The organism is Methylophaga sp. F7 (genome assembly GCF_056863975.1).
Genome location: NZ_CM166511.1, coordinates 2,401,537 through 2,422,608, shown reverse-complemented (window position 1 = coordinate 2,422,608; position 21,072 = coordinate 2,401,537). Strand labels below are relative to the sequence as shown.

The following is a 21,072-nucleotide window of genomic DNA, read 5'->3' as shown; positions in this document are numbered from 1 at the left end:
AGCAACTACTGCTGGAGACGCATTTCGTCCAACAGAAGCGGAAATGAAAGAACTATAAGTCTTAATCCGTTAGCGTGGTGGTATCACTGATCAATTGAATCTGGCCATGGACATCAACTGAGACTTTATTGCTGCCAGCTTCAAGTGCTACGGGTGCACTTTTGCTGCTCATATCGGCGGACATCATCATGCTGCTTTCCATGCGATGAACCGGCGCATAGCCGCTGGTATTGACTGACATATTAACCAGGCGATAACCCGGTTCATCAAATTGCTGCTGAATTAACGATGCTTTATTACGAAACTTGCTGATAGCCTGTTGCATCAGGTCGTTTTGAGTTGATTCGATTAATTCGTCGGATAATGAAAATTCCATGGATTGTACTGTGCCAAGAGATTGAATTTCACCCAATAATTCGCTCATCTGATTGAAATCGTGACTGTCTAAGCGAATTTGCTGGCTTACCTGCCAGGAGACGATTTGACTGTCTTTATACATCGGGCGGGTTTGGTAGCCGGTGGTTTGAGATTTGACCGCATCAAAATCTTTGATTTTCGCCAGTAACTGATTGCTGCGTTGATTGACCTGCTGACCCAATTTAGCCGGATCTGTGCCATTAAGCATTACCTGAATCACACTGCTTACCTTGTCATTTGCCACTTCGGTGGCGGCTGTTGCATTGAGATTGATTAGGTTAAAGTTTATTTCTGTTTCAGCTGCAGCAGACGCGGAATAAAACAACATGGCAACAATAAAAAAAGTATTTTTCATAAAGTGAAGGTTCCTGTGAGAAGTGGATTGAAGTGTTATTTGGCTTGCTGTCGGTGCAGCTTGATTGCTAAATTAGCAGGATTTGACTGACACTGTCAGCTGATTACCGCACAAAAATTATTTTTAATATTGAGGATAGACATGAAAGCTGAACAAAAAATTCTGCCTGATTCTGATACGCTGATCGAGGCTGCTGCCGAACATTTTGTGGTGACCGCCCGTTCAGCCATTGCCAAAAGAGGCGTATTTTATGTTGCGCTTGCCGGTGGTTCGACACCAAAAGGACTGTATCAGAAACTGGCTACTTCACCTTATATCGAACAGATAGATTGGGCAAGAGTGCAGATATTTTTTGGTGATGAGCGCTGTGTGCCGGCCACTCACGATGACAGCAACTTTAAAATGGCCAGACTGGCAATGCTGGATCATTTACCTATCCCGGCTGAGAATGTGCATCGCATGCCTACCGAAAGTGGCGATGCTGCTGAGGTTGCAACTCGTTATGCCAGTACCATCAAAATGGTGATGGAAGATAATCCTTTTGATCTGGTGCTCCTCGGGTTAGGGCCTGATGGTCATATTGCTTCACTGTTTCCAGATACTCCCGCACTGGACGTTACCGATACGCTGACAACCAGTCTGTTTGTGGAGAAATTTCAATCCTGGCGCGTAACATTGACCTATCCGGTAATCAACTCAGCCAGACAGGTGATTGTGTTTATCGCCGGTGAAGCGAAAGCAGATATTGTCAGAGATATTACCAGTGAGGCGGTATCCGGCTTACCGGTTCAGCGGCTCGCGCCGACAGGTGATTATTACTGGTTTATGGACCAGGCTGCTGCGGCACAATAATATGCAAACCCTGTTAGCTGCAGATATCGGCGGTACCAAAACCTTGTTGCAACTCAGTCACCTCGAAGGTGAAATTATTCTGCAACAACGTTTGGAAAATGATGATTATGCTGATTTTGAAAGTCTGCTGACAGCGTTTTTATCTACTGTAGCCGTCGATTTTCTGCCAGTCAGTAGCGCATGTTTTGCCGTGGCAGCACCGTTAAGTGGACGCCGAGTGCAACTGACGAATCGACCCTGGATCATCGATAGCGATAAGCTGAAGCAGCAATTTCCACTTGCTGAGCTTTGCCTGGTCAATGATTTTGCCGCGGTGGGTCATGGTATCGGTGAACTTGAAGAGAATGATCTCATTGTGCTGCAGCAAGGTAAGCCGGAAGCCAAATCATTACGAGCAGTCATTGGTGCAGGTACCGGGTTGGGGCAGGCTATTCTGTCACCTCTCCATAAAAGCTGGCGGGTATGGCCGACAGAAGGCGGCCATACCGACTTTGCTGCTCAGGACACCCAACAGCACGCTTTATTGAATAAACTGTTTGAACAATTTGAGCATGTCTCCTACGAGCGGGTATTATCAGGCTCCGGCCTGGTTATGCTGTACCAGTTTATTGCCGAACAGCAAGGTGACAACACGACATTGAATTTAACGGCAGAACAGATAAGTCAGTCTGCTCTGCAAGAAACAGATCCCGCGGCAGTAAAAGCCATGCAGTTATTTATGCAGATTTACGGGGCTCAGGCGGGTAATCTGGCGCTAATGACTCTGCCCAGAGCCGGAATTTTTATCGCTGGAGGTATTGCGGTAAAGAATCTGGCCTTATTTGAACAGGGCTTTTTCATGCAGTCTTTTCTGGCAAAAGGCAGGATGCGTGGGGTGCTGGAGCAGATACCGGTGTATTTGATCAACAATCATGATGTGGGACTTCGTGGAGCACGTTTGTTGGCTCGAAAAGCATTGTATAATGTTGACCATGACCGATAAAAAAAATCACATTATGGTGAACGTTGAAACCACTTACCTGGATCATGAATCTGATCCGGCCAGAGCAAGATATCTTTTTGCCTATACCATTACCATTACCAATGAGGGCGATACGCCAGCGCGGTTATTATCACGTTACTGGAAAATCACTGGTGGCGATGGTCATGAACAGGAAGTGGAAGGTGATGGCGTGGTTGGTCAGCACCCTTATCTGGCGCCGACAGAAACATTTACCTACACCAGTGCGGCTATGCTGGATACCCCAGTCGGTATGATGCAGGGCCATTATAATATGATGGATGACAGCGGCAGTCGTTTTGCGGTCGATATCCCGGCATTCACATTGGCTGCTCCGCAAAAGCTGCATTAATAACCCGGCTTATAAACAGTTTCCAATGGAACCTGCCGCACATATACGGCCATCTATCCAGATCGCTTTGTCCAATTTTGCATTTTGCAAATCACTGCCCCCCAGTTTGGCATCACGTAAATTGGCAAAACTCAAATCACTGTCGGATAAATTACTGTAAGACAAATCAGTCTGCTGCAGGTTGGCTCCTTTCAAATTGGCTCCCTGAAAATTGGTATAACTCAGGTTACTGAGCGGTAAATCTGCATAGCTTAAATCAGCCCCAACCAAATCAGCATTCATCATATTCGACATGGCGAGTCCGCTATTGCGAAGGTTGGCCCCCGTTAACATGGCTGAAGGGATATCCATGCCGGGTTTCAGACAGTTTTCCCAATTCACTAATGGGGCCGGAGCGGTATCACAATCTGCTTCAGAAAGATTCGAAGGGGTTGGAAATAAAATCGCACCTACAAATACACTGGTTAAAATCACACTGATAGTAAATATCGGCCAAAAACGGGCAGGACGTTCAGGTTTGAGTCTTTTTAATAATTCACTGCGCTGTTGGCGCTGCTGAATTAAAAAGTCCGGTTCCTGTTTGCGTCGCTGTTGCCGACGCATTTCACGTTCGGCTTCGGTAAGAGGCTGTTCATTGCGCCTATCAAAACCATCACGTTCATCAATGGGTAAGGGAGGGGGATGACCGGGTCAACAGTGTCCAGGGCGATGATATCGCCCAGCGGTTGCCAATATTTCTGATCAGTGCTGACTTCCGTTTGAGCATTAATTCTGCCCAATTGCAGGTTACTTTTCAGCAGGGCCTTTGTGAAAGGGCCACTGATGGTCTTATCCTGGCGTGTATACCATTTTGTACTGAATTTATTCATTGACCGGTCTTTGGCAACAAGTTGGTTGCTATACTAGCATTGTGTTTAATGCTGGGTGAATTCATGCAAATACCTCAGAGCTCACAGGCTGCTCAGGTCATTGTTACGGAAACTGCAAGTCGCACGCTGCCGCTTACTCCTGGTCAGGTTGCACAGGCGGTGGTGGTCTCAGCAGGTAAAGCCGGTGAAAATGTTGATATTCAATTGGCGGGAAAAATCGTCACCATTCAGGCTGGTGTGGATTTGCAACGTGGTCAGACTATCGAACTACAGCGGTCCGATAGCGCTGATAAAGTGGCGTTTAAACTGATTTCAGTCGCAGCCGTTTCTTCCGTTTCGACCGATCTGCGTCCGGGGCAAACGCTATTGGCTGAGGTCATTAAGTTGCTGCCCCAGCAATCCATCTTGCTGGCGCTGCAGCAAACAGGAAAGGTATCTGTTCCCCTGGAATTGGATATTAGCAGACTAAGTTCCAGCTTTAGACCCGGTCAGCAACTTTTAGTGCAAATTCTCAGTAACTCACCGTTAAGTGTGGCTTTACAAACTCCCAATCAAACTTCCTCAGAAACCATGGTTTCCCAACAACGTCGTTTAATGCCAATGGTTCTAGCTCAGCCACCACAATTGCAAAATGTTATCAATGCATTACCTGAATTGAAAAACATGCTGCCGGTGCAAAATGCCGTGAGCCAACTTTGGCAAAATATTCGCGAATTACAGACTGTCCAGCAACCTGCCAATTTACAGCAAGCTATTCAGCAGTCAGGCGTATTCCTGGAACGACAGTTACTGCAGCCTAATCCGAGTTTAACTGGAGACTTTAAAGCCAATTTGCTGAAACTGGCTGCTGCGTTGGAAGGGCAGATCCGACAGACAGCAAATGGACAAATCAATGCTCAGAATCTTCCGCCGGAGATTCGAACTGCACTGATAAATCTGCTCAATCAACCGGCGGCTTTACAGCAACTGCCATCACATATTACCAATGCTTTACTGGCTGGCGGGCAAACGCCAGCACAGTTACTCACCACGCTTCTGGCTAGACAAGGTTCTGTTGGCGCGACTGTTACAAATAACCAACCAATGAATTCTCAGAATGCGCCTGTTCAACAAATTAATCAGAATGCCCAATTTCAGGCTGGCGTTACAGAGTTAGCCAGATTGCAGGTGTTATTGCGTGAGGTGGAAACGGCGCTTGCCAGGGTACAGATGAACCAACTGAATATGGTAAGGGAAGCGGATAGCCCCACCCAACAGCAGGTCTGGTTAATGGATGTGCCGCTAAGGGACAAACAACAGTTACAGTGGATGCAGTTACAGTTTCAGCAGGGGAACAGGCAGAACCAGCAAGATGAAGAGCAATGGCAGGTCACACTGAACCTGGAAACGCAAAACCTTGGCAAGCTGCGGGCTTCGATCGGCTTACAATCAAGTGTTGTCAGTGTGGCATTAACGGCAGAAGATCCCAAAGCGGTGGCATTGCTGGAGGAAAATATCGATTTATTACGCGAAAAATTAGCGGCACTTGATTTACAGGTGCAACAATTAAGTTGTCACTGTGCCCCGGTGGAATGGTTAACGCCGCTGACGCAGACAGCTACCTCTGATGCATTACTGGATATTTCGGTATGAAACAGCAGTCACAGCCATTACGAGCAATTGCACTACATTATGATGGTGATAATGCACCGACAGTGACCGCCAGTGGTGAAGGTGATATTGCCGCTGAAATTATCCGCATTGCCAAACAGCACAATATTCCGCTTCGTGAAGATGCAGCGTTAGCGGACATGCTTAAAGATATGCAGCTGGGTGAAGCGATACCCGAAGCTTTATATCGGGTAATCGCTGAAGTGATAGCCTATGCCTTTATTGTTTCAGGAAAGTTTCCCAAAGAAAAAGGTTAAATTCCTTTAGCAATTCATCTATATCGAACCATTATCATTGAGCTCATATAGGCTAAATTTCTTCAATACTTTATAAATCGCATTATAAAAATCACATTAAGTATTGATTTTAAAATATAAAACCGCTATTTTCATCTGCATGTATCTCTAAAACCGGTCAAAAGTAACCGCATACAGAACAGATGAATAAACTGCTAACAATTGAGTCACAGGTGTCAAAGACATCCGAGCAGAGCCTGACGGCGCCAGTATCTGCTGCGGAAGTTAATGATTTACTGGCGGCACGAATTCTGATTAGCGGGACACGCGTTTCTGATCTGGCTTTTCTGCAAACCATGTTGTCACTTAGTGGATTTACTAACATCACCAGTGCAAATGGCCAAGAAAAGCTGATGCAAGTACTGCGCAAGAATATTAATGATGATCAATGTGATATTGATTTAATTATTCTGGATTGTCGCCTGGGTGAATGTAATGCCCGTGAACTGCGACTGAAACTGGATCAGTTTGATGAATGGCGGCGCATTCCGGTTATTGCCCTGACCGAAAAATCCCAATGGAACCATAACCAGTTATTAACGGATTTGGGGCATGGGGTGACGTCGCTTTTATATCGGCCGCTTACTGCTGAATCATTGCCGCCTGCAGTTATGACCACGCTGGCTACCAAGCGCGAACGTGATCATTACTATCTCCGCCAACAACAGATTGAAGACGAAAATGCCCAGCTAAGGGTGATGGAAGCTCGACTGCAATTTTCAGTAAATCATGATGATTTGACTGGTCTGGCAAACCGGCGTCGGCTTGAACAGGCACTTGAAATTACTTTAACGCAGGTGCGGAATTTCCATACCAGTAGTGCGGTGTTTTATATTGATCTGGATAGCTTCAAAGTTCTTAACGACGCTGAGGGTCATGAGGCGGGTGATAGCTTACTGGTACAGGTTGCGAATTCGTTGCGGGGATTTTTTAAAGTCCGCGACACACTGGTTCGAATCGGTTCTGATGAGTTTGCGGTATTAGTCGATACCATCGATCCGGAAACCGCCGTAGCGCGGGCAGAAGGTTTGCGAGACCTGTTTGATGGCTACAGTTTTACTTTCCATGATCATCAATATCATTTATCTGCCAGTATCGGTGTTAAATGTATTTCCGAAGCGGATGCCTCGACAGTAGGTGAAATTCTGTCGCATGCCAATCAGGCCTGTTATACCGCCAAAAAACGTGGACGCAATCGTGTACATGTATACAGCCCGGCAGATCGTGAAATGTATGCATTAAGACACAGTGTCAAATGGGCGCCCAGAATTCGTGCGGCATTGAAACAAGAAAAATTTGTTCTGGAATTTCAGCCCATCTACTCGCTCAAAGAGAGGAAAATCAACCATTACGAATGTTTGATTCGAATGCGTGGACAGGGCGACAAACTCTATTACCCACAGGATTTTATTCCCGTTGCTGAGGCTATGGGGTTAATTCACCAGATTGATTTGTGGGTGGTTAATCATGCATTTGAATTGCTAACACACATACCGAGTGATACAGCACTGGCGGTTAATTTGTCGGGCAATATTTTCCTCGATCAGAACTTATATCCTCTGGTGGAACGCAAACTGCTGGAAACCGGTGCCGATCCTTCGCGTCTGGTATTTGAAATTACTGAGACGTCAGCCATATCCAATTTTGAACAAACCAAACAGATGGTGGATCGTCTGCGACATTTAGGGTGTCGCTTCGCACTGGATGACTTTGGTGCCGGTTTCAACTCTTACAGCTATTTAAAACATTTCCCGGTAGATATATTGAAAATTGATGGTGGGTTTATCACCAATTTACATAATGATCCGGTAGATCAATTATTGGTGAAATCAATGATTGATATCTCACACAGTCTCGGCAAAAAAACGGTAGCTGAGTTTGTTGAAGACAGGGAAACACTGAAGATGTTGCAGGAATTCGGTGTGGACTTTGTCCAAGGTTATTTAATTGGTAAGCCTCAACGCGCGTTGCCTAATAAATCCTAGTGTAAATCGGTTACGGACTGACGCTGCATCCCATGCAGACGGGTAATCAACAATGCTTCTTCCTCACTCAGGTTGCAATTATCAATAAGCTGATTGATATCAACACCTTTTCTTGCCAAGCGAATGGCATGCTCGTAACTTTGTTGTTGAGGCTGTCCCAAATCCATACTGTTTTGCTGCTCACGTATTTTCATCAGGGTTTGTTCAAAGCGAACAATTCGTTCATCCGAACCCACTGCAGCACTGCATAAAGCAGATAACTGTTGCTGCAGAGCACTGATTTGGGTGGCCTGAGAGCGGCTCAATCGAAAGAAACGGTAGCTGGTGACCAGTAGCACAATCCCCAGCAATCCCACCAAACTGTATAAGCCGTATAACATCATGATATATCTCCTGAGATATCACACATATTCATCAATAATGCCGGTTTTAGGTGGCCGCTTTGGCTGTTTATTTTCTTTTTCATTATCTTCGACATGATTATCGTCCTGCTCGTTCTGTTTATGGCGACGTTTTTCATCTGCAGGAACATCCACTCTTGTTGTAGGAACAAGTGGTTGAGCAGGATGAATTTCGTCAGCCATGTCACATCAGAAACTGGCGATATCAGCGATTTCATCATCATTCAGCAGTTTATTGACGTCAACCAGAATCAATAACGTTTTATCTCGGTTACATACGCCCTGAATAAAACGAGAACTGTCATCACTGCTGACATTAGGCGCAGTGTCAATTTCTGATTGATGTAAATAAACCACCTCAGCGACGCTGTCGACTAACATGCCAATAACGTTACCACTGACTTCGGCAATAATAATTCGCGAATCTTCGTCAGCTTCACGGGAGGGCAGACCAAACCGCTTGCGAGTATCAATGACGGTTACCACATTACCGCGTAGATTGATGATACCCAGCACATAATCAGGTGCTCCAGGTACTGGAGCTATTTCAGTTGGGCGTAATACTTCCTGCACCTGCATCACATTGATGCCATAGACTTCCTGTTCCAAATGGTAGGTAACCCATTGTAGAATCGGATCACTGCCGGCCTGATTATCTTGCTCGCTCATGGTTTTTTCCTTATTCAAAAAATTGACCAACCTTAATCTGCCAATTTTATGACGCTATTTATATATATTCATCAAAGCACAGTTTGTGCCAATTTTATTTGCTAACGTATTATTTTTAACAGCTCGGGTAACGAAATAATACTACTCAGAGGAGACATTAACATACCCGCCAGCCAGGGTCTCTGACCTGGTTCTCGCCGCCAACGCACATTATCACCCTCGAGCTTGACCACATGACGTATCGCTGAGACCGCCAATCCCAATTGTTTATTGTCTACTAATAATATGTATCGGTTGTTATCTGAATTACTTGATTGATTGGTGATCAATGTTGTCAAATCGATTACTTGGGTATGCTGTTGAGGCCGACTTAAGGTTCCAACAACATAGCTTGGATGCCCTGGAATTTGCGACAACCCATCGTCTGGCCAGTTTTCAATGCCATCCAGTTCATCCAGACTCAATGCAAGCTGCATTCCCGCCACCTCGAATAATAATGCCTGCGTATGTTTGTCAGGCGAATTTTCGATGTCGGCGAAGCTTTCGGGTTCGGCGACAGGAAGTGTCTGGTCTATCTCAGCAGCTACCTGTTCAAGCGTTTCCGGTTCACTGTCCAGCAATAACTCCTGCAGATAAGCTGCTAACGCCTGTTTTGGTTCTTTTATTTGTGTTGGCTTAGACATTCTTATCTGACTTTGCCACTGCTGCGGCTTTGGTGAGTTTCTTCATTAGACGTTCATACGCCATGCTGCCCCGACTTTCAGGATTGAGTGCTGGCAGGGGAATGCCTGATTTGCTGGCATCACGAAATTGCGTATCTATTGGAATCGCATCCTGCCAAAGGTTATCTTCATAGTCTTTTTGCATTTTTTGCAATGTCTGGGTGCCAGCCCGAGTACGACGATCATACATGGTCGGCACAATCAGATACGGCAGCTTGTGCTGACGGGAATGGTTGATCAAGTGTAGCGTGTGCAACATGCGTTCTAGCCCTTTTAAGGCCAGAAATTCAGTCTGGACCGGTATTAACAGCTCATCACATGCAGCCAGAGCATTCACCATCAACACTCCCAGCATTGGCGGGCAGTCAATCAGTACATATTCAAAACGGTCTTTGAGTTGCTGTAGGGTTTTTTGTATCACTAAACCTTTGCCACTTTGAATGCCCAGCTGGCGATCCAGTGTCGCCATCGCAGTTGCAGCCGGTAATATGTACATATTTTCCTGACTGGTTTTCTTCAATGTTTTGAATATGGCGTTCAGTGGTTGCTGTTCAGCATGTTGGAATAGGGTATAGATACTGTTTTCGATATTGTCCGGATCAAAACCAAAATAAGTGGTTAATGAACCATGTGGATCCATATCCAGCAACAGCGTTGAATGGCCCTTCAACGCCAGATGGCTGGCAAGACTCACCACCGTAGTGGTCTTGCCTACGCCACCTTTCTGATTGGCGATCGCCCAGACCGTCATGGAGATGCTTCACCATTATTGGCGGGCATCATCAACGGCGATGACAAGGTGTCAGTAATGGGAGTACTTGAGTTTTCTGGCTCTGTTGCAGAGCGATTAAATTGATCAAACACTTCAAGTGTCCTCCGGCTTTCCGAGCTGCCCAGAATAACCAGAACAACCCGACGGTTTTTTTGGCGGCCCAATTCCGTTTCATTATCAGCTATCGGTTTGAATTCTCCATACCCAATAGCTGACATTCGTCCCGGCTCAATGCCAAAACGATCCAGTAAATTTACAACACTGGCAGCTCTGGCTGCTGACAACTCCCAGTTTGACGGAAATCTTGGCGTATTGATCGGTTGATCATCGGTAAACCCTTCAACCTGCAGAGGATTGGCAACGGGTGCCAGTACATCCGCAATCTGACCAATCACTGGCACAGCCTCACGTGCTAAACGCGCATCGCCGCTGGCAAACAGAAAATTGGAATTGATTTCTACCTCCAGCCAGTCTTCAGTTTGTTTGATACTGACATCTTCATTAGTAATCAAATCGGCCAGTGCACTGCTGAGTTGCTGCGAAATATCATTAATCGTCCGTATGCTCTGCTCGGAAACGGGGGGCGTTCTTTGGGAAGTTCGGGTAATTCAATTTCAAAATCCGGAAGTTCTGGTTTACCCGGTGAAGCTACTCGTTCGCCTTGTCCGCGGCTGACTTCGCCAATCTGAATGGGGTCCTCACTGCGGGTTGATTGTGAGAACACGCTTTCCAGTGTCTCTGATAGCACCCTATATTTACCTTCATTAACAGAAGAAATGGAATACATCACCACAAAAAACGCAAACAGCAGGGTAATAAAATCAGCATAGGAAACCAGCCAGCGTTCATGGTTTTCGTGTTCTTCATGACGCTTTCTCCGGGCCATAGGATTAACCCAGATATGCCTGCAGACGGCTTTCGATATTGCGTGGATTGTCACCATCAGCCACACTGATCAAGCCATCAATTAACATCATTTGTAATTGGGTGCGGCGCTGTACCAACGTCTTGAGTTTATTTCCGATTGGTAAAAACAATAGGTTAGCCAGCCCGACACCGTAAATGGTGGCAACAAAAGCCACGGCAATGCCTGATCCAAGTGAGGAAGGATCTGCCAGATTTCCCATGACGTGAATTAACCCTAATACCGCGCCAATGATACCGATGGTGGGTGAATAACCTCCCATGGCTTCATAGACTTTAGCGGCCTGCAGATCATTGTTTTCCATGATATCGAGATCGGTCTCCAGAATTTCACGAATGATTTCCGGCTCGGCACCATCAGCAATGAGTTGCAGACCTTTTTGGGTAAAGATATCGGTTTCTTCCATAGCCATAGCCTCAAGGCGAAGTAACCCCTCACGTCGGGCGATTTGATTCCAGTCAAGAATCTTTTCCAGTAAACGTTTGGCCGATTGCTGAGGGGGCTTGAATATCCATACGGTCATTTTCAATGCACGCAAAAATGTATTCATCGGCGTCTGTAGCATTACGGCACCCAGTGTACCGCCCAATACAATTAATAAGGCCACCGCATTAAGAATGGTATCGAGATGCCCACCTTCCAGATACTGACCGACAATAATGGCACCAAAACCAATCAGTAAGCCCAGGATGCTAAGGATATCCATAGCTTATTTAAGCGCCGTCAGTAGTTTACCGATTTCAGCCAGGCTGAGAATTTTATCAGCCACGCCTGCCTTGGCGACGGCCATTGGCATACCATAGATAGTACTGGACTGTTGATCCTGAGCCCACACGGTTGAGCCTTTCTGATGCATTTTTATCGCCCCATCACAACCATCAGCCCCCATACCGGTAAGGATTATCGTCAAGGTCTGTGCTGGACAAATCTGGGCAACAGATTCCAGTGTGACATCAATACAGGGGCGATATGTTGCATTTTCGGGGCCAGCCTCGACCTGCAGATAAAGCTGTCCTCGACGGCCTTTCAACATCAATTGTTGTCCACCCGGAGCAAGGTAAGCCACTCCTGGTTTTAAGGAATCATTCTGCTGAGCTTCTTTGATTTTGATATGACACTGGGAATTCAGTCGTTCAGCAAAAGAGGGGGTAAACGTTGCAGGCATGTGCTGCAATAGAATAATCGGAAACGGAAATTCCGCTGGCAACTGGGACAATACACTTTGCAAAGCAACAGGCCCACCGGTTGAGGTGCCGATAACCACCAGTTCAATTTTTTTCTTTTCAAGTGGCGTTATGGTGACCGGTGATTCTGACGTTTTGATGGCTGTGGTATGTTTTTCAGGCTTTGAGTGTGTTGCCAGAAAATTGATACGGTCACATAATTTTTGCCGGGCGCTGGCTTTGTCCTGCGCAAGATCTTCAAAACGTTTTGGCAGAAAGTCCATCGCCCCGGCATCTAATGCCTCTAGTGTGGCCTTGGCGCCATCCGTGGTCCAGGTGGAAAGCATAAGCACCGGGGTAGGGCGACGGCGCATGATTTTTTTACTGCCCCAATGCCATCCAATACAGGCATTTCCAAATCCATGGTAATAACATCGGGTCTGTAGCGAGATACCAGTTCGACGGCTTCCATACCATCAGCGGCACTGGCGATAACTTCAAGCCGTGGATCGGCATTAATGATTTCAGTCAGTCGCCGGCGAAAAAAGCTGAATCATCAACAATCAGTACCTTAACAGTCACAAATATCCTTAATAATTTCGATGTGCGTAGGTATTCATTAACTCTGGGAAATCAAGAATCAGAGCAATACGTCCATCGCCAGTAATGGTCGCTCCTGCAAAGCCTTTGGTACCATGCAGCAGGGCTCCCAGAGGCTTGATAACCACTTCTTCCTGTCCAATCAACTGGTCAACAACAAAACCCACTTTTCGTGTGCCGACATTGACGATAACAACATGTTCGGTTGTTGCTTTACGCTCTGTGACATTGTTTTTATTCAGCCATTTACGCAAATAAAATAAGGGCAGAGCTTTGTTTCTAACAATAACAGTTTGCTGACCATCAACGGTATTGGTTTTATTCAAATCCAGATTAAAAATTTCATTCACACTGACCAATGGGAAGGCAAATATCTGATTACCCAACATCACCATTAATGTGGGCATGATCGCCAGAGTTAACGGGACTTTGATAGAAAGTGTAGTGCCTTTGCCTATTTCCGATTGAATATCAATGACACCATTGAGTTTGGAGATGCTTGTCTTGACCACGTCCATACCGACACCGCGACCGGAGATATCAGAAATATCCTGTTTCATCGAAAATCCTGGTGCAAATATCAATGCAAAACATTCCGATTCGGTCAGACGTGAGGCAGCTTCCTCATCCATCATGCCTTTTTCAACGGCTTTGCGGCGTAATACTTCAGGGTTCATTCCGGCGCCATCATCTGAAATAGTCAGCAGAATATGGTCACCTTCCTGAGCTGCAGCGAGCACGATTTGCCCTTGTTTCGGTTTGCCTGCCGCTTCACGGACATCGGGCATTTCAACGCCATGATCGACTGCATTACGAACCAGATGCACCAACGGATCTGCCAGGGCTTCTACCAGATTTTTATCCAAATCGGTTTCTTCGCCACGTAATTCAAGATTGATGTCTTTTTTCAGGCTGCGAGCCAAATCACGTACCACTCGAGGGAAGCGACCGAATACCTTTTTGATCGGTTGCATCCGCGTTTTCATGACGGCGGTTTGCAGGTCTCCAGTAACCACGGCAAGATTATTGACGGCTTTGGCCATTTCCTCGTTTTCAAAGGCCGCTTCCAGCGTGTTAATACGATTTCGCACCAGAACCAGTTCGCCTACCATATTCATTATGTCGTCCAGTCGGGACGTATCGACGCGTACACTGGTTTCTGCTGGCGCTTTCGCTGCTTGCGGTGCAGCTGCAGCAGCTGCTGGTTTTACCGCTGTTACCACATCCTCATCTTCAGCCGTTTTCGGTGAAGATGCAGGTTCTGCTGGACTGACAGGTTTAGATGCTTCGGCAGCAGGTTTAGCTGCGGGCGGAGGAGTGGTTTTAGCTGCTGGTTTCTTTCCCTGTAATTCATCCAGAAGCGCTTCAAATTCTTCTTCGGAGATTTCATCATCTCCAGTCGATTTGGCTGGTTCGGCTTTAGGAGGATCTGCAGGTGGAGTAATGCCAGGCGCAGCATTGCCATGCAACTGGTCCAGTAGCGCTTCAAATTCATCATCTGTTATGTCATCGCCAGCTACATTGTTCTCAGCTGCCGGTGGGCTCACTTCTGGTTCAGGCTCTGGTTCAGGTTCTGCAGCAGCGGGCGGCGCTTCACCAGATAAATAAGCCGCCAGTTGATCGATTATGACCGGATCAGCTGCCGTTGGATAAGAGCCGGCTTTGACCTCAGCAAACATACTGTTAAGAATATCCAGTACCTTGAGAAAGGTATCCATCATGTCTGCATCAACCAGGCGTTCACCCTGACGCAACAGGTTAAATACATCCTCGCCTTTATGACACAGGTTTACCATCGCTTCGAGACTTAAAAATCCAGCGCCACCTTTAATGGTGTGAAAGCCCCGAAAAATGGAGTTAAGTAAATCTTTATCCTGTGGCTGTGTTTCCAGAGCAACCAATTGCTCATTCAAGCCATCCAGTATTTCTTCTGCCTCAACCAGAAAATCCTGCAGAATTTCATCATCTGTATCTAAGGCCATGCTCCTGTCCTTCTAAAAACCAAGACTGGATAACAAATCATCCACATCGTCCTGGTTGTTGACCACATTCGGTTTATTTTTAGCATTTATCTGCGGTCCTTCTGCTTTTAATGGATCGACCTGTTTTGTCTCTCCACTTTGCTGAGATTGTCCTGCCACCTTAACCAGTTTTACCAGATTGTTTTCAACTTCTTCTACCAGTCCAATGACCTGGCGTAAAACTTGTCCGGTTAAGTCCTGAAAGCCCTGTGCCAGCGTCATTTCAGATAAGTTATTGTGGATCTCCCCAGCATGCGTATTCACCACAGGTAAGTAAGCTTCAATTTCCCGGCTCAAATCACGGAATTCTGTTGCTGACATCTCCCGATTTCGAAAGCGTTGCCAGCTTTCATTGAGCTTAGCGGCAGTTTGTTTCAATTCATTAGCCAAAGGCAGGGTTTTATCGATATAACCTAACGTTTTGTGTGCAGCTTCTTCAGTGGTTTGAATAACGTAGTTCAGACGATCCCGGGTATCCGGCATATCGTTGTGTGTCAGATCAACCAGTCGGGCATCAACTTTGAAGTTATTTAATGCTTCGTGAAGTTCACGGGTCAATTTGCCTATTTGCTGAAATAATGCACTTTCGCGAGCATTGGTAAGCGCCATTAATTCAGTTTTAATACGATCTTCGTCATCCTGCTCAATCGCATTAATAAGGGCCTGGGCGGCTTCAAGTTGTTCTGCTTTATTCAGAGCTTCCATAAATTCCTTTCCAGCGGATTATTGTGCGTTGATACGTTCGAATATTTTTTCGATTTTTTCTTTTAATGTTGCGGCCGTAAATGGTTTGACAATATAGCCATTGACGCCAGCCTGAGCGGCCTCAATGATTTGCTCCCGTTTTGTCTCGGCAGTAACCATTAACACGGGCAAGGTAGCTAATTTGGGATCGGCACGCACAGTTTTAAGCAAGTCTATTCCTTGCATGCCGGGCATATTCCAGTCGGTTACCAGGAAATCGATACCACCTGCATTTAAGATGGGCAGGGCAGTTAAACCATCATCTGCTTCAATAGTATTATTGAAGCCAAGATCACGTAATAGATTTTTGATAATCCGTCGCATTGTAGAAAAGTCATCCACAATGAGGATTTTCATATTTTTATCCAAGGTATACCTCCCAAAATTACTGCATCCAATCGCGAAGCTTACTACGCAATCTCACCACAGTTTGTGTGTGGATCTGACTGACACGTGACTCACTGACGCCGAGTACTTCACCAATTTCTTTTAAGTTTAATTCTTCATTATAGTACAGGCTCATTAATAACCGCTCACGATCCGGCAGACCGTCTATCGCTTCTGCAAGAGCGCGTTCAAAATTGTTATTCTCGGTGATTTCAGCGGGACCGACATCATCACTACCGAAAGAGTCACCATCAGTCAGTTGATTATCAGTCATATCATCCAGACTGAATACCTGGTGCCCTGAGGCATCCTGTAATTGCTGGTGGTACTGATCAAGTGTCATTTCCAGTGCATCCGCCACCTCTACATCCATTGGTGAACGGCCAAGTTGCTGTTCAAGCTGATGCATGACTTCAGCGATTTCACGGGCTTTGCGGTGTACCGAGCGCGGTGCCCAATCATTGCGCCGAATTTCATCAAGCATCGCTCCACGGATACGAATACCCGCATACGTTTCGAAGCTGGCACCCTGGCTGGCTTTATACTGGTGGGAAGCATCCAGCAGACCAATCATGCCTGCCTGAATTAGATCATTCACTTCAACCGTATGGGGTAAGCGGGCAACCAGATGATAAGCGATACGTTTAACCAGGCCACCATGCTGTTCAATCAGCTGGTGCTGAGTGAGTTCTGATATTTGGCTGGAATACATGCTTAATCCAATCATCCTAACCTGCTTCCAGGCTAGCCTGTATCAGACGTTCAACAAAGAATTCCATATTTCCCCTCGGTTGTTTGGCTACGGGCCAGTAATCGATTTTTTTGCCAGATGCTGAAATGCCGTGGCAGATTTGCTGCGCGGTAAAAACTCGACCACTGAACGTTGCTTTTTAACTGCCCGACGAAGATCTTCATCAAAAGGAACAATCCCCATAAAATTTAAGGTTACATCCAAAAAGCGATCGCATACCAGTGAGATTTTATCGAATAATTCACGACCTTCCTGAATACTGCGTCCCATATTGGCAATAATATGGAATCGTTCAACTCCATGCTCGCGACTCAGTAATTTGATTAATGCATAGGCATCGGTAATTGAGGCAGGTTCATCACAGACAACAACGATGACTTCCTGCGCCGCTTTGGTAAAACTGACGACACTGTCAGCGATACCTGCTGCACTGTCGATAAGCAGGATATCAATATGATCATCGAGTTCACTGAAAGCTTGAATCATACCCGCATGTTCAGCAGGGCTGAGTTCAGCCATTTTCTTAACACCGGAAGCCGCTGGGATAATCTGTAGCCCGGATGGGCCATCAACCATAATTTCTTTCAGGCTTTTATCTCCCTCAAGAACATGCAGCAGATTGAATTGCGGATGTAAGCCAAGCATCACATCGATATTGGCCAAACCCAGGTCAGCATCGAGTAGAACGACTTTTTTCCCTTGAGTAGCAAGTGCCACACCAATATTCACCGTGACATTGGTTTTACCCACACCACCTTTACCACTGGCAATAGCGATTACTTTTACCGGCTTCGGAATGTGGGTCATTTTTCGCAGACCACTTGCCTGGTCCAAGGGTGCATCAGCCATAAGCGGCAAAACCTCCGTAACTGGATACTGTATGAGGATCCAGTGCTTGTTGTTCAGATTGCATCAACTCACTGGCCTGATTCACCAAACTGTTTGGTCGTGCCAGACCGAGATCTTCAGGTACTTGCTGACCATCGCAGATATAGGCCAAAGGCAGTTGATGACGAATTATTGCAGAGACCGCACCTCCCAGACTGCTGCTTTCATCAGTTTTGGTCAGAATGCAGCCGCTTAATTTAAGGTGCGAAAACGCCTTAATGATATCATTCAGAGCAGAGTTTTGGGTGGTTGCAGACAGCGTGAGGAAATGTCGGATTCGGGGAGAATGCTGAGTTAACATAGCTATTTTTTGTGTTAATTGCATATCACGCGGATTCATACCTGCAGTATCGATCAGTATAAAGCGCCGATCAAGCATATCATTCAGTGCTTCACCCAGTTCCTGATGGTTTCGCGCGACTCGTAATGAGACGCCCAATATACGAGCATAACTACGCAGTTGCTCCTGACCGCCGATTCGGTAGCAATCAGTGGTAATCAGGCCTACCTGGCGTGCACCGTGTTTCAATGCGCAACGCGCTGCCAGTTTGGCAATGGTCGTGGTTTTACCAACGCCAGTCGGTCCCACCAGAGCCATGATGCCACCTTTTTCGATAATGTCCTGATCTGATAACGGGATTTGCGCCGCAAGTTTGCCTAATGATTGACGCCAGGCAGTTTCCAGATCATCAATTCCCTGACTGGCTGTAACCAGTTGTTTGGCGAGTTCAACATCCGTTCCCATGCGCATATGGCGTTGCAAAACTTGCATCTGGGTGGGACTTTGTCTTGCCATATCCTTCCAGGTTAAATCAGATAGCTGGTTTTGCAGCATATCCCGCAAACTGGCAATTTCTTTGCGCATCTGAACCAGAGTGGGTTCCTGCGACCAGATATTTTGTTGTGGGGAAACGTAAGCCGGTGCTTGCGGTTGAGCAGGATCAATTTCAATTTTGGGTTCGTCTGCGACAGCTGCGGGACGAGGAACATTATTCTGACGACGGAATTGCGTCTCATCGTAATCTGTAGCCGCCACAATCTCCACGCCACCATCAACGCGAGTATTAGAGAGGATAACGGCATCCGGACCCAGTACTTCACGTACTTCGCGGATTGCCTGACGTACATCTGCCGCCTGGAAACGTTTAATTTTCATCACATCACCTTCTTGTTATCGACCCACATTTGCCACAATGCGTATTTGTTTATCATCAGGTATTTCGTTGTAGGAAAGCACATGTAGTCCTGGAATCGCGTTACGGATAAAACGGGAAATCCAACCTCTTAATCCCGCCTGAACCACCAAAATCGCCGACTCACCCGACATCTCTTGTCGTTGAGCCGCTTCTTGCAGATTTTTGTGCATATTTTCTGCGAGTCCCGGTTCCAGACTTGCGCCACCTTCTCCAGATGCCTGTAATGTTTTTAGCAATATTTGTTCCAGCTCTGGATCCAACGTGATAATAGGCAGATCAGGTTGGGTGCCATTAATGTGCTGTACGATGGAATGTGCCAGCGCCATCCGTGTTGCGGCAGTGATTGCTTCGGGATCGGGATTGCGTGCTGCCTGTTCGGCAATTGCCTCACTGATGGTGCGGATATCGCGAATTGGAATGTTTTCCTGTAGCAGGTTTTGCAGTACTTTTTGCACCGTACCTAATGGGACGGTATCGGGTACCAGACCTTCCACCAGTTTGGGCGCAGTTTTGGCAAGATTGTCCAGCAGGTGCTGAACTTCTTCGCGTCCCAGTAAATCATGCGCATGATTTTGCAGGATTTTACTTAAATGGGTGGCAACAACTGTGTCAACATCAACCACGGTATAACCCTGGGCCTGGGCATGCTCTCGCTGGCTGGGCTCAATCCAGATTGCATCCAGACCAAAGGCGGGATCCTTGGTACGAATACCCTCTAATTGGGCGAAGACCTGACCGGGATTGATTGCCAGCATCCGATCGGGATAGACCTCGGCTTCACCAAAGGTCACACCAAATAAAGTGACTTGATACGCGGTGGGCGATAAATCCAGATTATCGCGGATATGCACCGGTGGAATTAAGAAGCCCATTTCCTGCGAAATCTTTTTGCGAATACCTTTGATGCGATTCATCAACTGGCCGCCCTGATTTTTGTCTACCAGTGGGATCAAGCGATAACCGACTTCCAGTCCAATTGGATCAACCGGACTTAAATCATCCCAACTCAGCTCCCGTTGATCTCGATTGGCTTCCTGTTGTGGCGGTGGAGCTGCCGCAAGTGTGGCGGCTTTTTGACGCTGTGCTATCAACCAGGCACTGCCAGCACCGGCACCGGCCAAAAGTAAAAATGGGACATTTGGCATGCCGGGAATTAAACCCATTCCGCCGATAATGCCTGAGGTAATGGCCAGGGTTTTGGGTTCTTTCAACAACTGAGAGAAAATCTGCTCACCAATATCCTGATCAGCAGTAGAGCGGGTGACCAGCAAGCCCGCAGCGGCAGCAAGCAGTAATGAAGGTATCTGGGCGACCAGACCATCACCTATCGTCAGCAGGGTATAGTTATGTGCTGCTTCAGAAAAGCTCAGACTATGTTGCAGAACACCAATGACAAATCCACCGATGATATTGATAAACAGGATCAGGATCCCGGCAATAGCATCACCGCGAACAAATTTACTGGCACCATCCATAGAACCGTAAAAATCTGATTCCTGCATGATTTCTTCACGACGACGGCGGGCTTCATCCTGATCAATTAAGCCAGCATTTAAGTCAGCGTCGATCGCCATTTGTTTACCGGGCATCGAATCCAGGGTAAAACGGGCGCTAACTTCAGCAATACGCGTTGCACCTTTGGTGACCACCACAAAGTTGATAATAACCAGAATGGCGAAAACGACCAGACCTACCGCATAGTTACCGCCGATAACAAACTCACCAAATGCTTCGATAACCTGCCCGGCGGCGGCAGTACCGGTGTGTCCCTCAAGCAGAACAATACGGGTAGAAGCGACATTCAAAGCCAGTCTTAGCAGGGTTGCTAATAGCAGTATGGTTGGGAATGCGGCGAACTGTAAGGGTTTTCTCACATAAACACTGGCCAGCACGATGGTCAGTGATAAGGCGATATTAAAGCTGAATAACATATCCAGCATAAATGCAGGAAGGGGAATGACCACCATGGCCAGCAATGCCACCAGGAACATTGGTGTCGCGACATTACCATTTAACACCCCACCTAAACGGCTTGTCAGGCTTGTATTCTCCATTGA

The 21,072-nt window shown here is 46.6% G+C and carries 25 protein-coding genes and 1 pseudogene; 6 read left to right on the top strand and 20 right to left on the bottom strand.

Translation table 11 applies throughout. The features are described 5' to 3' along the window. Positions 1 to 61: 61 nt before the first annotated feature. Positions 62 to 772: an SIMPL domain-containing protein gene (locus tag AC08OG_RS12155; RefSeq protein ID WP_292353642.1), complete on the bottom strand. Its 711-nt coding sequence runs from the start codon at positions 770 to 772 to the stop codon at positions 62 to 64. A 141-nt stretch (positions 773 to 913) separates the two neighbouring features. Here AC08OG_RS12155 and pgl point away from each other — a divergent pair, with 141 nt between their 5' ends. Genes pgl through apaG form a run of 3 tightly spaced genes read left to right on the top strand, consistent with a single transcriptional unit; the run spans position 914 to position 2,976 of the window. Next, positions 914 to 1,624: a 6-phosphogluconolactonase gene (pgl, locus tag AC08OG_RS12150; RefSeq protein ID WP_292353643.1), complete on the top strand. Its 711-nt coding sequence runs from the start codon at positions 914 to 916 to the stop codon at positions 1,622 to 1,624. A gap of 1 nt (position 1,625) precedes the next feature. Further along, positions 1,626 to 2,606: a glucokinase gene (locus tag AC08OG_RS12145; protein WP_482929623.1), complete on the top strand. Its 981-nt coding sequence runs from the start codon at positions 1,626 to 1,628 to the stop codon at positions 2,604 to 2,606. After that, positions 2,596 to 2,976, top strand: a complete 381-nt coding sequence (apaG, locus tag AC08OG_RS12140) for a Co2+/Mg2+ efflux protein ApaG (RefSeq protein ID WP_014708098.1) — start codon at positions 2,596 to 2,598, stop codon at positions 2,974 to 2,976. Before AC08OG_RS12145 ends, apaG begins: the two co-directional genes overlap by 11 nt. A gap of 9 nt (positions 2,977 to 2,985) precedes the next feature. Here apaG and AC08OG_RS12135 read toward each other — a convergent pair whose 3' ends face one another. Both AC08OG_RS12135 and AC08OG_RS12130 read right to left on the bottom strand, forming a co-directional pair. Beyond that, positions 2,986 to 3,579: a pentapeptide repeat-containing protein gene (locus tag AC08OG_RS12135; protein WP_482929622.1), complete on the bottom strand. Its 594-nt coding sequence runs from the start codon at positions 3,577 to 3,579 to the stop codon at positions 2,986 to 2,988. Further along, positions 3,537 to 3,845, bottom strand: a complete 309-nt coding sequence (locus AC08OG_RS12130) for a DUF4339 domain-containing protein (protein WP_482929621.1) — start codon at positions 3,843 to 3,845, stop codon at positions 3,537 to 3,539. Before AC08OG_RS12130 ends, AC08OG_RS12135 begins: the two co-directional genes overlap by 43 nt. A 63-nt stretch (positions 3,846 to 3,908) precedes the next feature. Here AC08OG_RS12130 and fliK point away from each other — a divergent pair, with 63 nt between their 5' ends. The 3 genes from fliK (at position 3,909) to AC08OG_RS12115 (ending at position 7,776) form a co-directional block, all read left to right on the top strand. Next, on the top strand, positions 3,909 to 5,477 hold the full coding sequence (gene fliK / locus AC08OG_RS12125; protein WP_482929620.1) for a flagellar hook-length control protein FliK: 1,569 nt from the start codon (positions 3,909 to 3,911) through the stop codon (positions 5,475 to 5,477). Beyond that, a complete protein-coding gene (locus AC08OG_RS12120) occupies positions 5,474 to 5,752 on the top strand; it encodes an EscU/YscU/HrcU family type III secretion system export apparatus switch protein (RefSeq protein ID WP_482929619.1) in 279 nt (92 codons plus the stop codon). The genes fliK and AC08OG_RS12120 overlap by 4 nt, the downstream gene beginning before the upstream one ends. A 212-nt stretch (positions 5,753 to 5,964) precedes the next feature. Continuing rightward, positions 5,965 to 7,776, top strand: coding sequence for a putative bifunctional diguanylate cyclase/phosphodiesterase (locus AC08OG_RS12115; protein WP_414673322.1), 1,812 nt, complete (start codon positions 5,965 to 5,967; stop codon positions 7,774 to 7,776). Here the strand turns inward: AC08OG_RS12115 and AC08OG_RS12110 are convergent. From AC08OG_RS12110 to flhA, 17 genes and pseudogenes are all read right to left on the bottom strand, one after another. Continuing rightward, positions 7,773 to 8,159: a DUF2802 domain-containing protein gene (locus AC08OG_RS12110; protein WP_292353648.1), complete on the bottom strand. Its 387-nt coding sequence runs from the start codon at positions 8,157 to 8,159 to the stop codon at positions 7,773 to 7,775. The genes AC08OG_RS12115 and AC08OG_RS12110 overlap by 4 nt on opposite strands. Positions 8,160 to 8,177: 18 nt before the next feature. After that, a complete protein-coding gene (locus AC08OG_RS12105; RefSeq protein ID WP_292353649.1) occupies positions 8,178 to 8,360 on the bottom strand; it encodes a hypothetical protein in 183 nt (60 codons plus the stop codon). Positions 8,361 to 8,366: 6 nt separating this feature from the next. Further along, complete coding sequence (locus AC08OG_RS12100; protein ID WP_292353650.1) at positions 8,367 to 8,846, bottom strand: chemotaxis protein CheW; 480 nt, start codon at positions 8,844 to 8,846, stop codon at positions 8,367 to 8,369. Between the two features lie 101 nt (positions 8,847 to 8,947). Further along, a complete protein-coding gene (locus AC08OG_RS12095; protein ID WP_292353651.1) occupies positions 8,948 to 9,529 on the bottom strand; it encodes a chemotaxis protein CheW in 582 nt (193 codons plus the stop codon). Further along, on the bottom strand, positions 9,522 to 10,319 hold the full coding sequence (locus tag AC08OG_RS12090) for a ParA family protein (protein WP_292353652.1): 798 nt from the start codon (positions 10,317 to 10,319) through the stop codon (positions 9,522 to 9,524). The genes AC08OG_RS12095 and AC08OG_RS12090 overlap by 8 nt, the downstream gene beginning before the upstream one ends. Further along, positions 10,316 to 10,852, bottom strand: a complete 537-nt coding sequence (locus AC08OG_RS12085; protein ID WP_482929618.1) for an OmpA family protein — start codon at positions 10,850 to 10,852, stop codon at positions 10,316 to 10,318. Before AC08OG_RS12085 ends, AC08OG_RS12090 begins: the two co-directional genes overlap by 4 nt. Further along, positions 10,849 to 11,226 (bottom strand): flagellar motor protein MotB, encoded by a 378-nt coding sequence (locus AC08OG_RS12080; RefSeq protein WP_482929617.1) that lies wholly within the window; start codon positions 11,224 to 11,226, stop codon positions 10,849 to 10,851. Before AC08OG_RS12080 ends, AC08OG_RS12085 begins: the two co-directional genes overlap by 4 nt. A 4-nt stretch (positions 11,227 to 11,230) precedes the next feature. Next, a complete protein-coding gene (locus AC08OG_RS12075; RefSeq protein ID WP_292479965.1) occupies positions 11,231 to 11,971 on the bottom strand; it encodes a flagellar motor protein in 741 nt (246 codons plus the stop codon). A 3-nt stretch (positions 11,972 to 11,974) separates the two neighbouring features. Continuing rightward, positions 11,975 to 12,802, bottom strand: coding sequence for a chemotaxis-specific protein-glutamate methyltransferase CheB (gene cheB, locus AC08OG_RS12070; RefSeq protein ID WP_482929616.1), 828 nt, complete (start codon positions 12,800 to 12,802; stop codon positions 11,975 to 11,977). Further along, positions 12,733 to 12,921, bottom strand: a complete 189-nt coding sequence (locus AC08OG_RS12065) for a response regulator (protein WP_482930552.1) — start codon at positions 12,919 to 12,921, stop codon at positions 12,733 to 12,735. Before AC08OG_RS12065 ends, cheB begins: the two co-directional genes overlap by 70 nt. A gap of 97 nt (positions 12,922 to 13,018) precedes the next feature. Beyond that, entirely contained in the window at positions 13,019 to 15,010 is a 1,992-nt protein-coding gene (locus AC08OG_RS12060) for a chemotaxis protein CheA (protein WP_482929615.1), read from the bottom strand. A 12-nt stretch (positions 15,011 to 15,022) separates the two neighbouring features. Next, positions 15,023 to 15,754, bottom strand: coding sequence for a protein phosphatase CheZ (locus tag AC08OG_RS12055; protein WP_292353657.1), 732 nt, complete (start codon positions 15,752 to 15,754; stop codon positions 15,023 to 15,025). Between the two features lie 18 nt (positions 15,755 to 15,772). Next, a complete protein-coding gene (gene cheY / locus AC08OG_RS12050) occupies positions 15,773 to 16,150 on the bottom strand; it encodes a chemotaxis response regulator CheY (protein WP_014708084.1) in 378 nt (125 codons plus the stop codon). A 28-nt stretch (positions 16,151 to 16,178) separates the two neighbouring features. Continuing rightward, complete coding sequence (locus AC08OG_RS12045; RefSeq protein ID WP_439503955.1) at positions 16,179 to 16,907, bottom strand: RNA polymerase sigma factor FliA; 729 nt, start codon at positions 16,905 to 16,907, stop codon at positions 16,179 to 16,181. A gap of 1 nt (position 16,908) precedes the next feature. Further along, positions 16,909 to 17,780, bottom strand: a pseudogene (locus AC08OG_RS12040) (MinD/ParA family protein). Beyond that, positions 17,773 to 18,975 carry a flagellar biosynthesis GTPase FlhF gene (flhF, locus tag AC08OG_RS12035; RefSeq protein WP_482929614.1) on the bottom strand — a complete coding sequence of 401 codons (1,203 nt, stop codon included), beginning with the start codon at positions 18,973 to 18,975 and terminating at the stop codon, positions 17,773 to 17,775. The pseudogene AC08OG_RS12040 and the gene flhF overlap by 8 nt, the downstream one beginning before the upstream one ends. A 15-nt stretch (positions 18,976 to 18,990) precedes the next feature. Further along, positions 18,991 to 21,069: a flagellar biosynthesis protein FlhA gene (gene flhA, locus AC08OG_RS12030; protein ID WP_292353660.1), complete on the bottom strand. Its 2,079-nt coding sequence runs from the start codon at positions 21,067 to 21,069 to the stop codon at positions 18,991 to 18,993. Positions 21,070 to 21,072: the final 3 nt, after the last annotated feature.

Coding starts and splice junctions, on each gene's coding strand:
- pgl (WP_292353643.1), top strand. CDS start 914: ATGAAAGCTGAACAAAAAATTCTGCCTGATTCTGATACGCTGATCGAG.
- AC08OG_RS12145 (WP_482929623.1), top strand. CDS start 1,626: ATGCAAACCCTGTTAGCTGCAGATATCGGCGGTACCAAAACCTTGTTG.
- flhA (WP_292353660.1), bottom strand. CDS start 21,069: ATGGAGAATACAAGCCTGACAAGCCGTTTAGGTGGGGTGTTAAATGGT.
- fliK (WP_482929620.1), top strand. CDS start 3,909: ATGCAAATACCTCAGAGCTCACAGGCTGCTCAGGTCATTGTTACGGAA.
- AC08OG_RS12135 (WP_482929622.1), bottom strand. CDS start 3,579: ATGCGTCGGCAACAGCGACGCAAACAGGAACCGGACTTTTTAATTCAG.
- AC08OG_RS12045 (WP_439503955.1), bottom strand. CDS start 16,907: ATGATTGGATTAAGCATGTATTCCAGCCAAATATCAGAACTCACTCAG.
- AC08OG_RS12090 (WP_292353652.1), bottom strand. CDS start 10,319: ATGACGGTCTGGGCGATCGCCAATCAGAAAGGTGGCGTAGGCAAGACC.
- AC08OG_RS12080 (WP_482929617.1), bottom strand. CDS start 11,226: ATGGCCCGGAGAAAGCGTCATGAAGAACACGAAAACCATGAACGCTGG.
- cheY (WP_014708084.1), bottom strand. CDS start 16,150: ATGAAAATCCTCATTGTGGATGACTTTTCTACAATGCGACGGATTATC.
- AC08OG_RS12075 (WP_292479965.1), bottom strand. CDS start 11,971: ATGGATATCCTTAGCATCCTGGGCTTACTGATTGGTTTTGGTGCCATT.
- AC08OG_RS12130 (WP_482929621.1), bottom strand. CDS start 3,845: ATGAATAAATTCAGTACAAAATGGTATACACGCCAGGATAAGACCATC.
- AC08OG_RS12055 (WP_292353657.1), bottom strand. CDS start 15,754: ATGGAAGCTCTGAATAAAGCAGAACAACTTGAAGCCGCCCAGGCCCTT.
- AC08OG_RS12105 (WP_292353649.1), bottom strand. CDS start 8,360: ATGGCTGACGAAATTCATCCTGCTCAACCACTTGTTCCTACAACAAGA.
- AC08OG_RS12060 (WP_482929615.1), bottom strand. CDS start 15,010: ATGGCCTTAGATACAGATGATGAAATTCTGCAGGATTTTCTGGTTGAG.
- AC08OG_RS12095 (WP_292353651.1), bottom strand. CDS start 9,529: ATGTCTAAGCCAACACAAATAAAAGAACCAAAACAGGCGTTAGCAGCT.
- AC08OG_RS12100 (WP_292353650.1), bottom strand. CDS start 8,846: ATGAGCGAGCAAGATAATCAGGCCGGCAGTGATCCGATTCTACAATGG.
- AC08OG_RS12110 (WP_292353648.1), bottom strand. CDS start 8,159: ATGATGTTATACGGCTTATACAGTTTGGTGGGATTGCTGGGGATTGTG.
- AC08OG_RS12120 (WP_482929619.1), top strand. CDS start 5,474: ATGAAACAGCAGTCACAGCCATTACGAGCAATTGCACTACATTATGAT.
- AC08OG_RS12155 (WP_292353642.1), bottom strand. CDS start 772: ATGAAAAATACTTTTTTTATTGTTGCCATGTTGTTTTATTCCGCGTCT.
- cheB (WP_482929616.1), bottom strand. CDS start 12,802: ATGCGCCGTCGCCCTACCCCGGTGCTTATGCTTTCCACCTGGACCACG.
- apaG (WP_014708098.1), top strand. CDS start 2,596: ATGACCGATAAAAAAAATCACATTATGGTGAACGTTGAAACCACTTAC.
- flhF (WP_482929614.1), bottom strand. CDS start 18,975: ATGAAAATTAAACGTTTCCAGGCGGCAGATGTACGTCAGGCAATCCGC.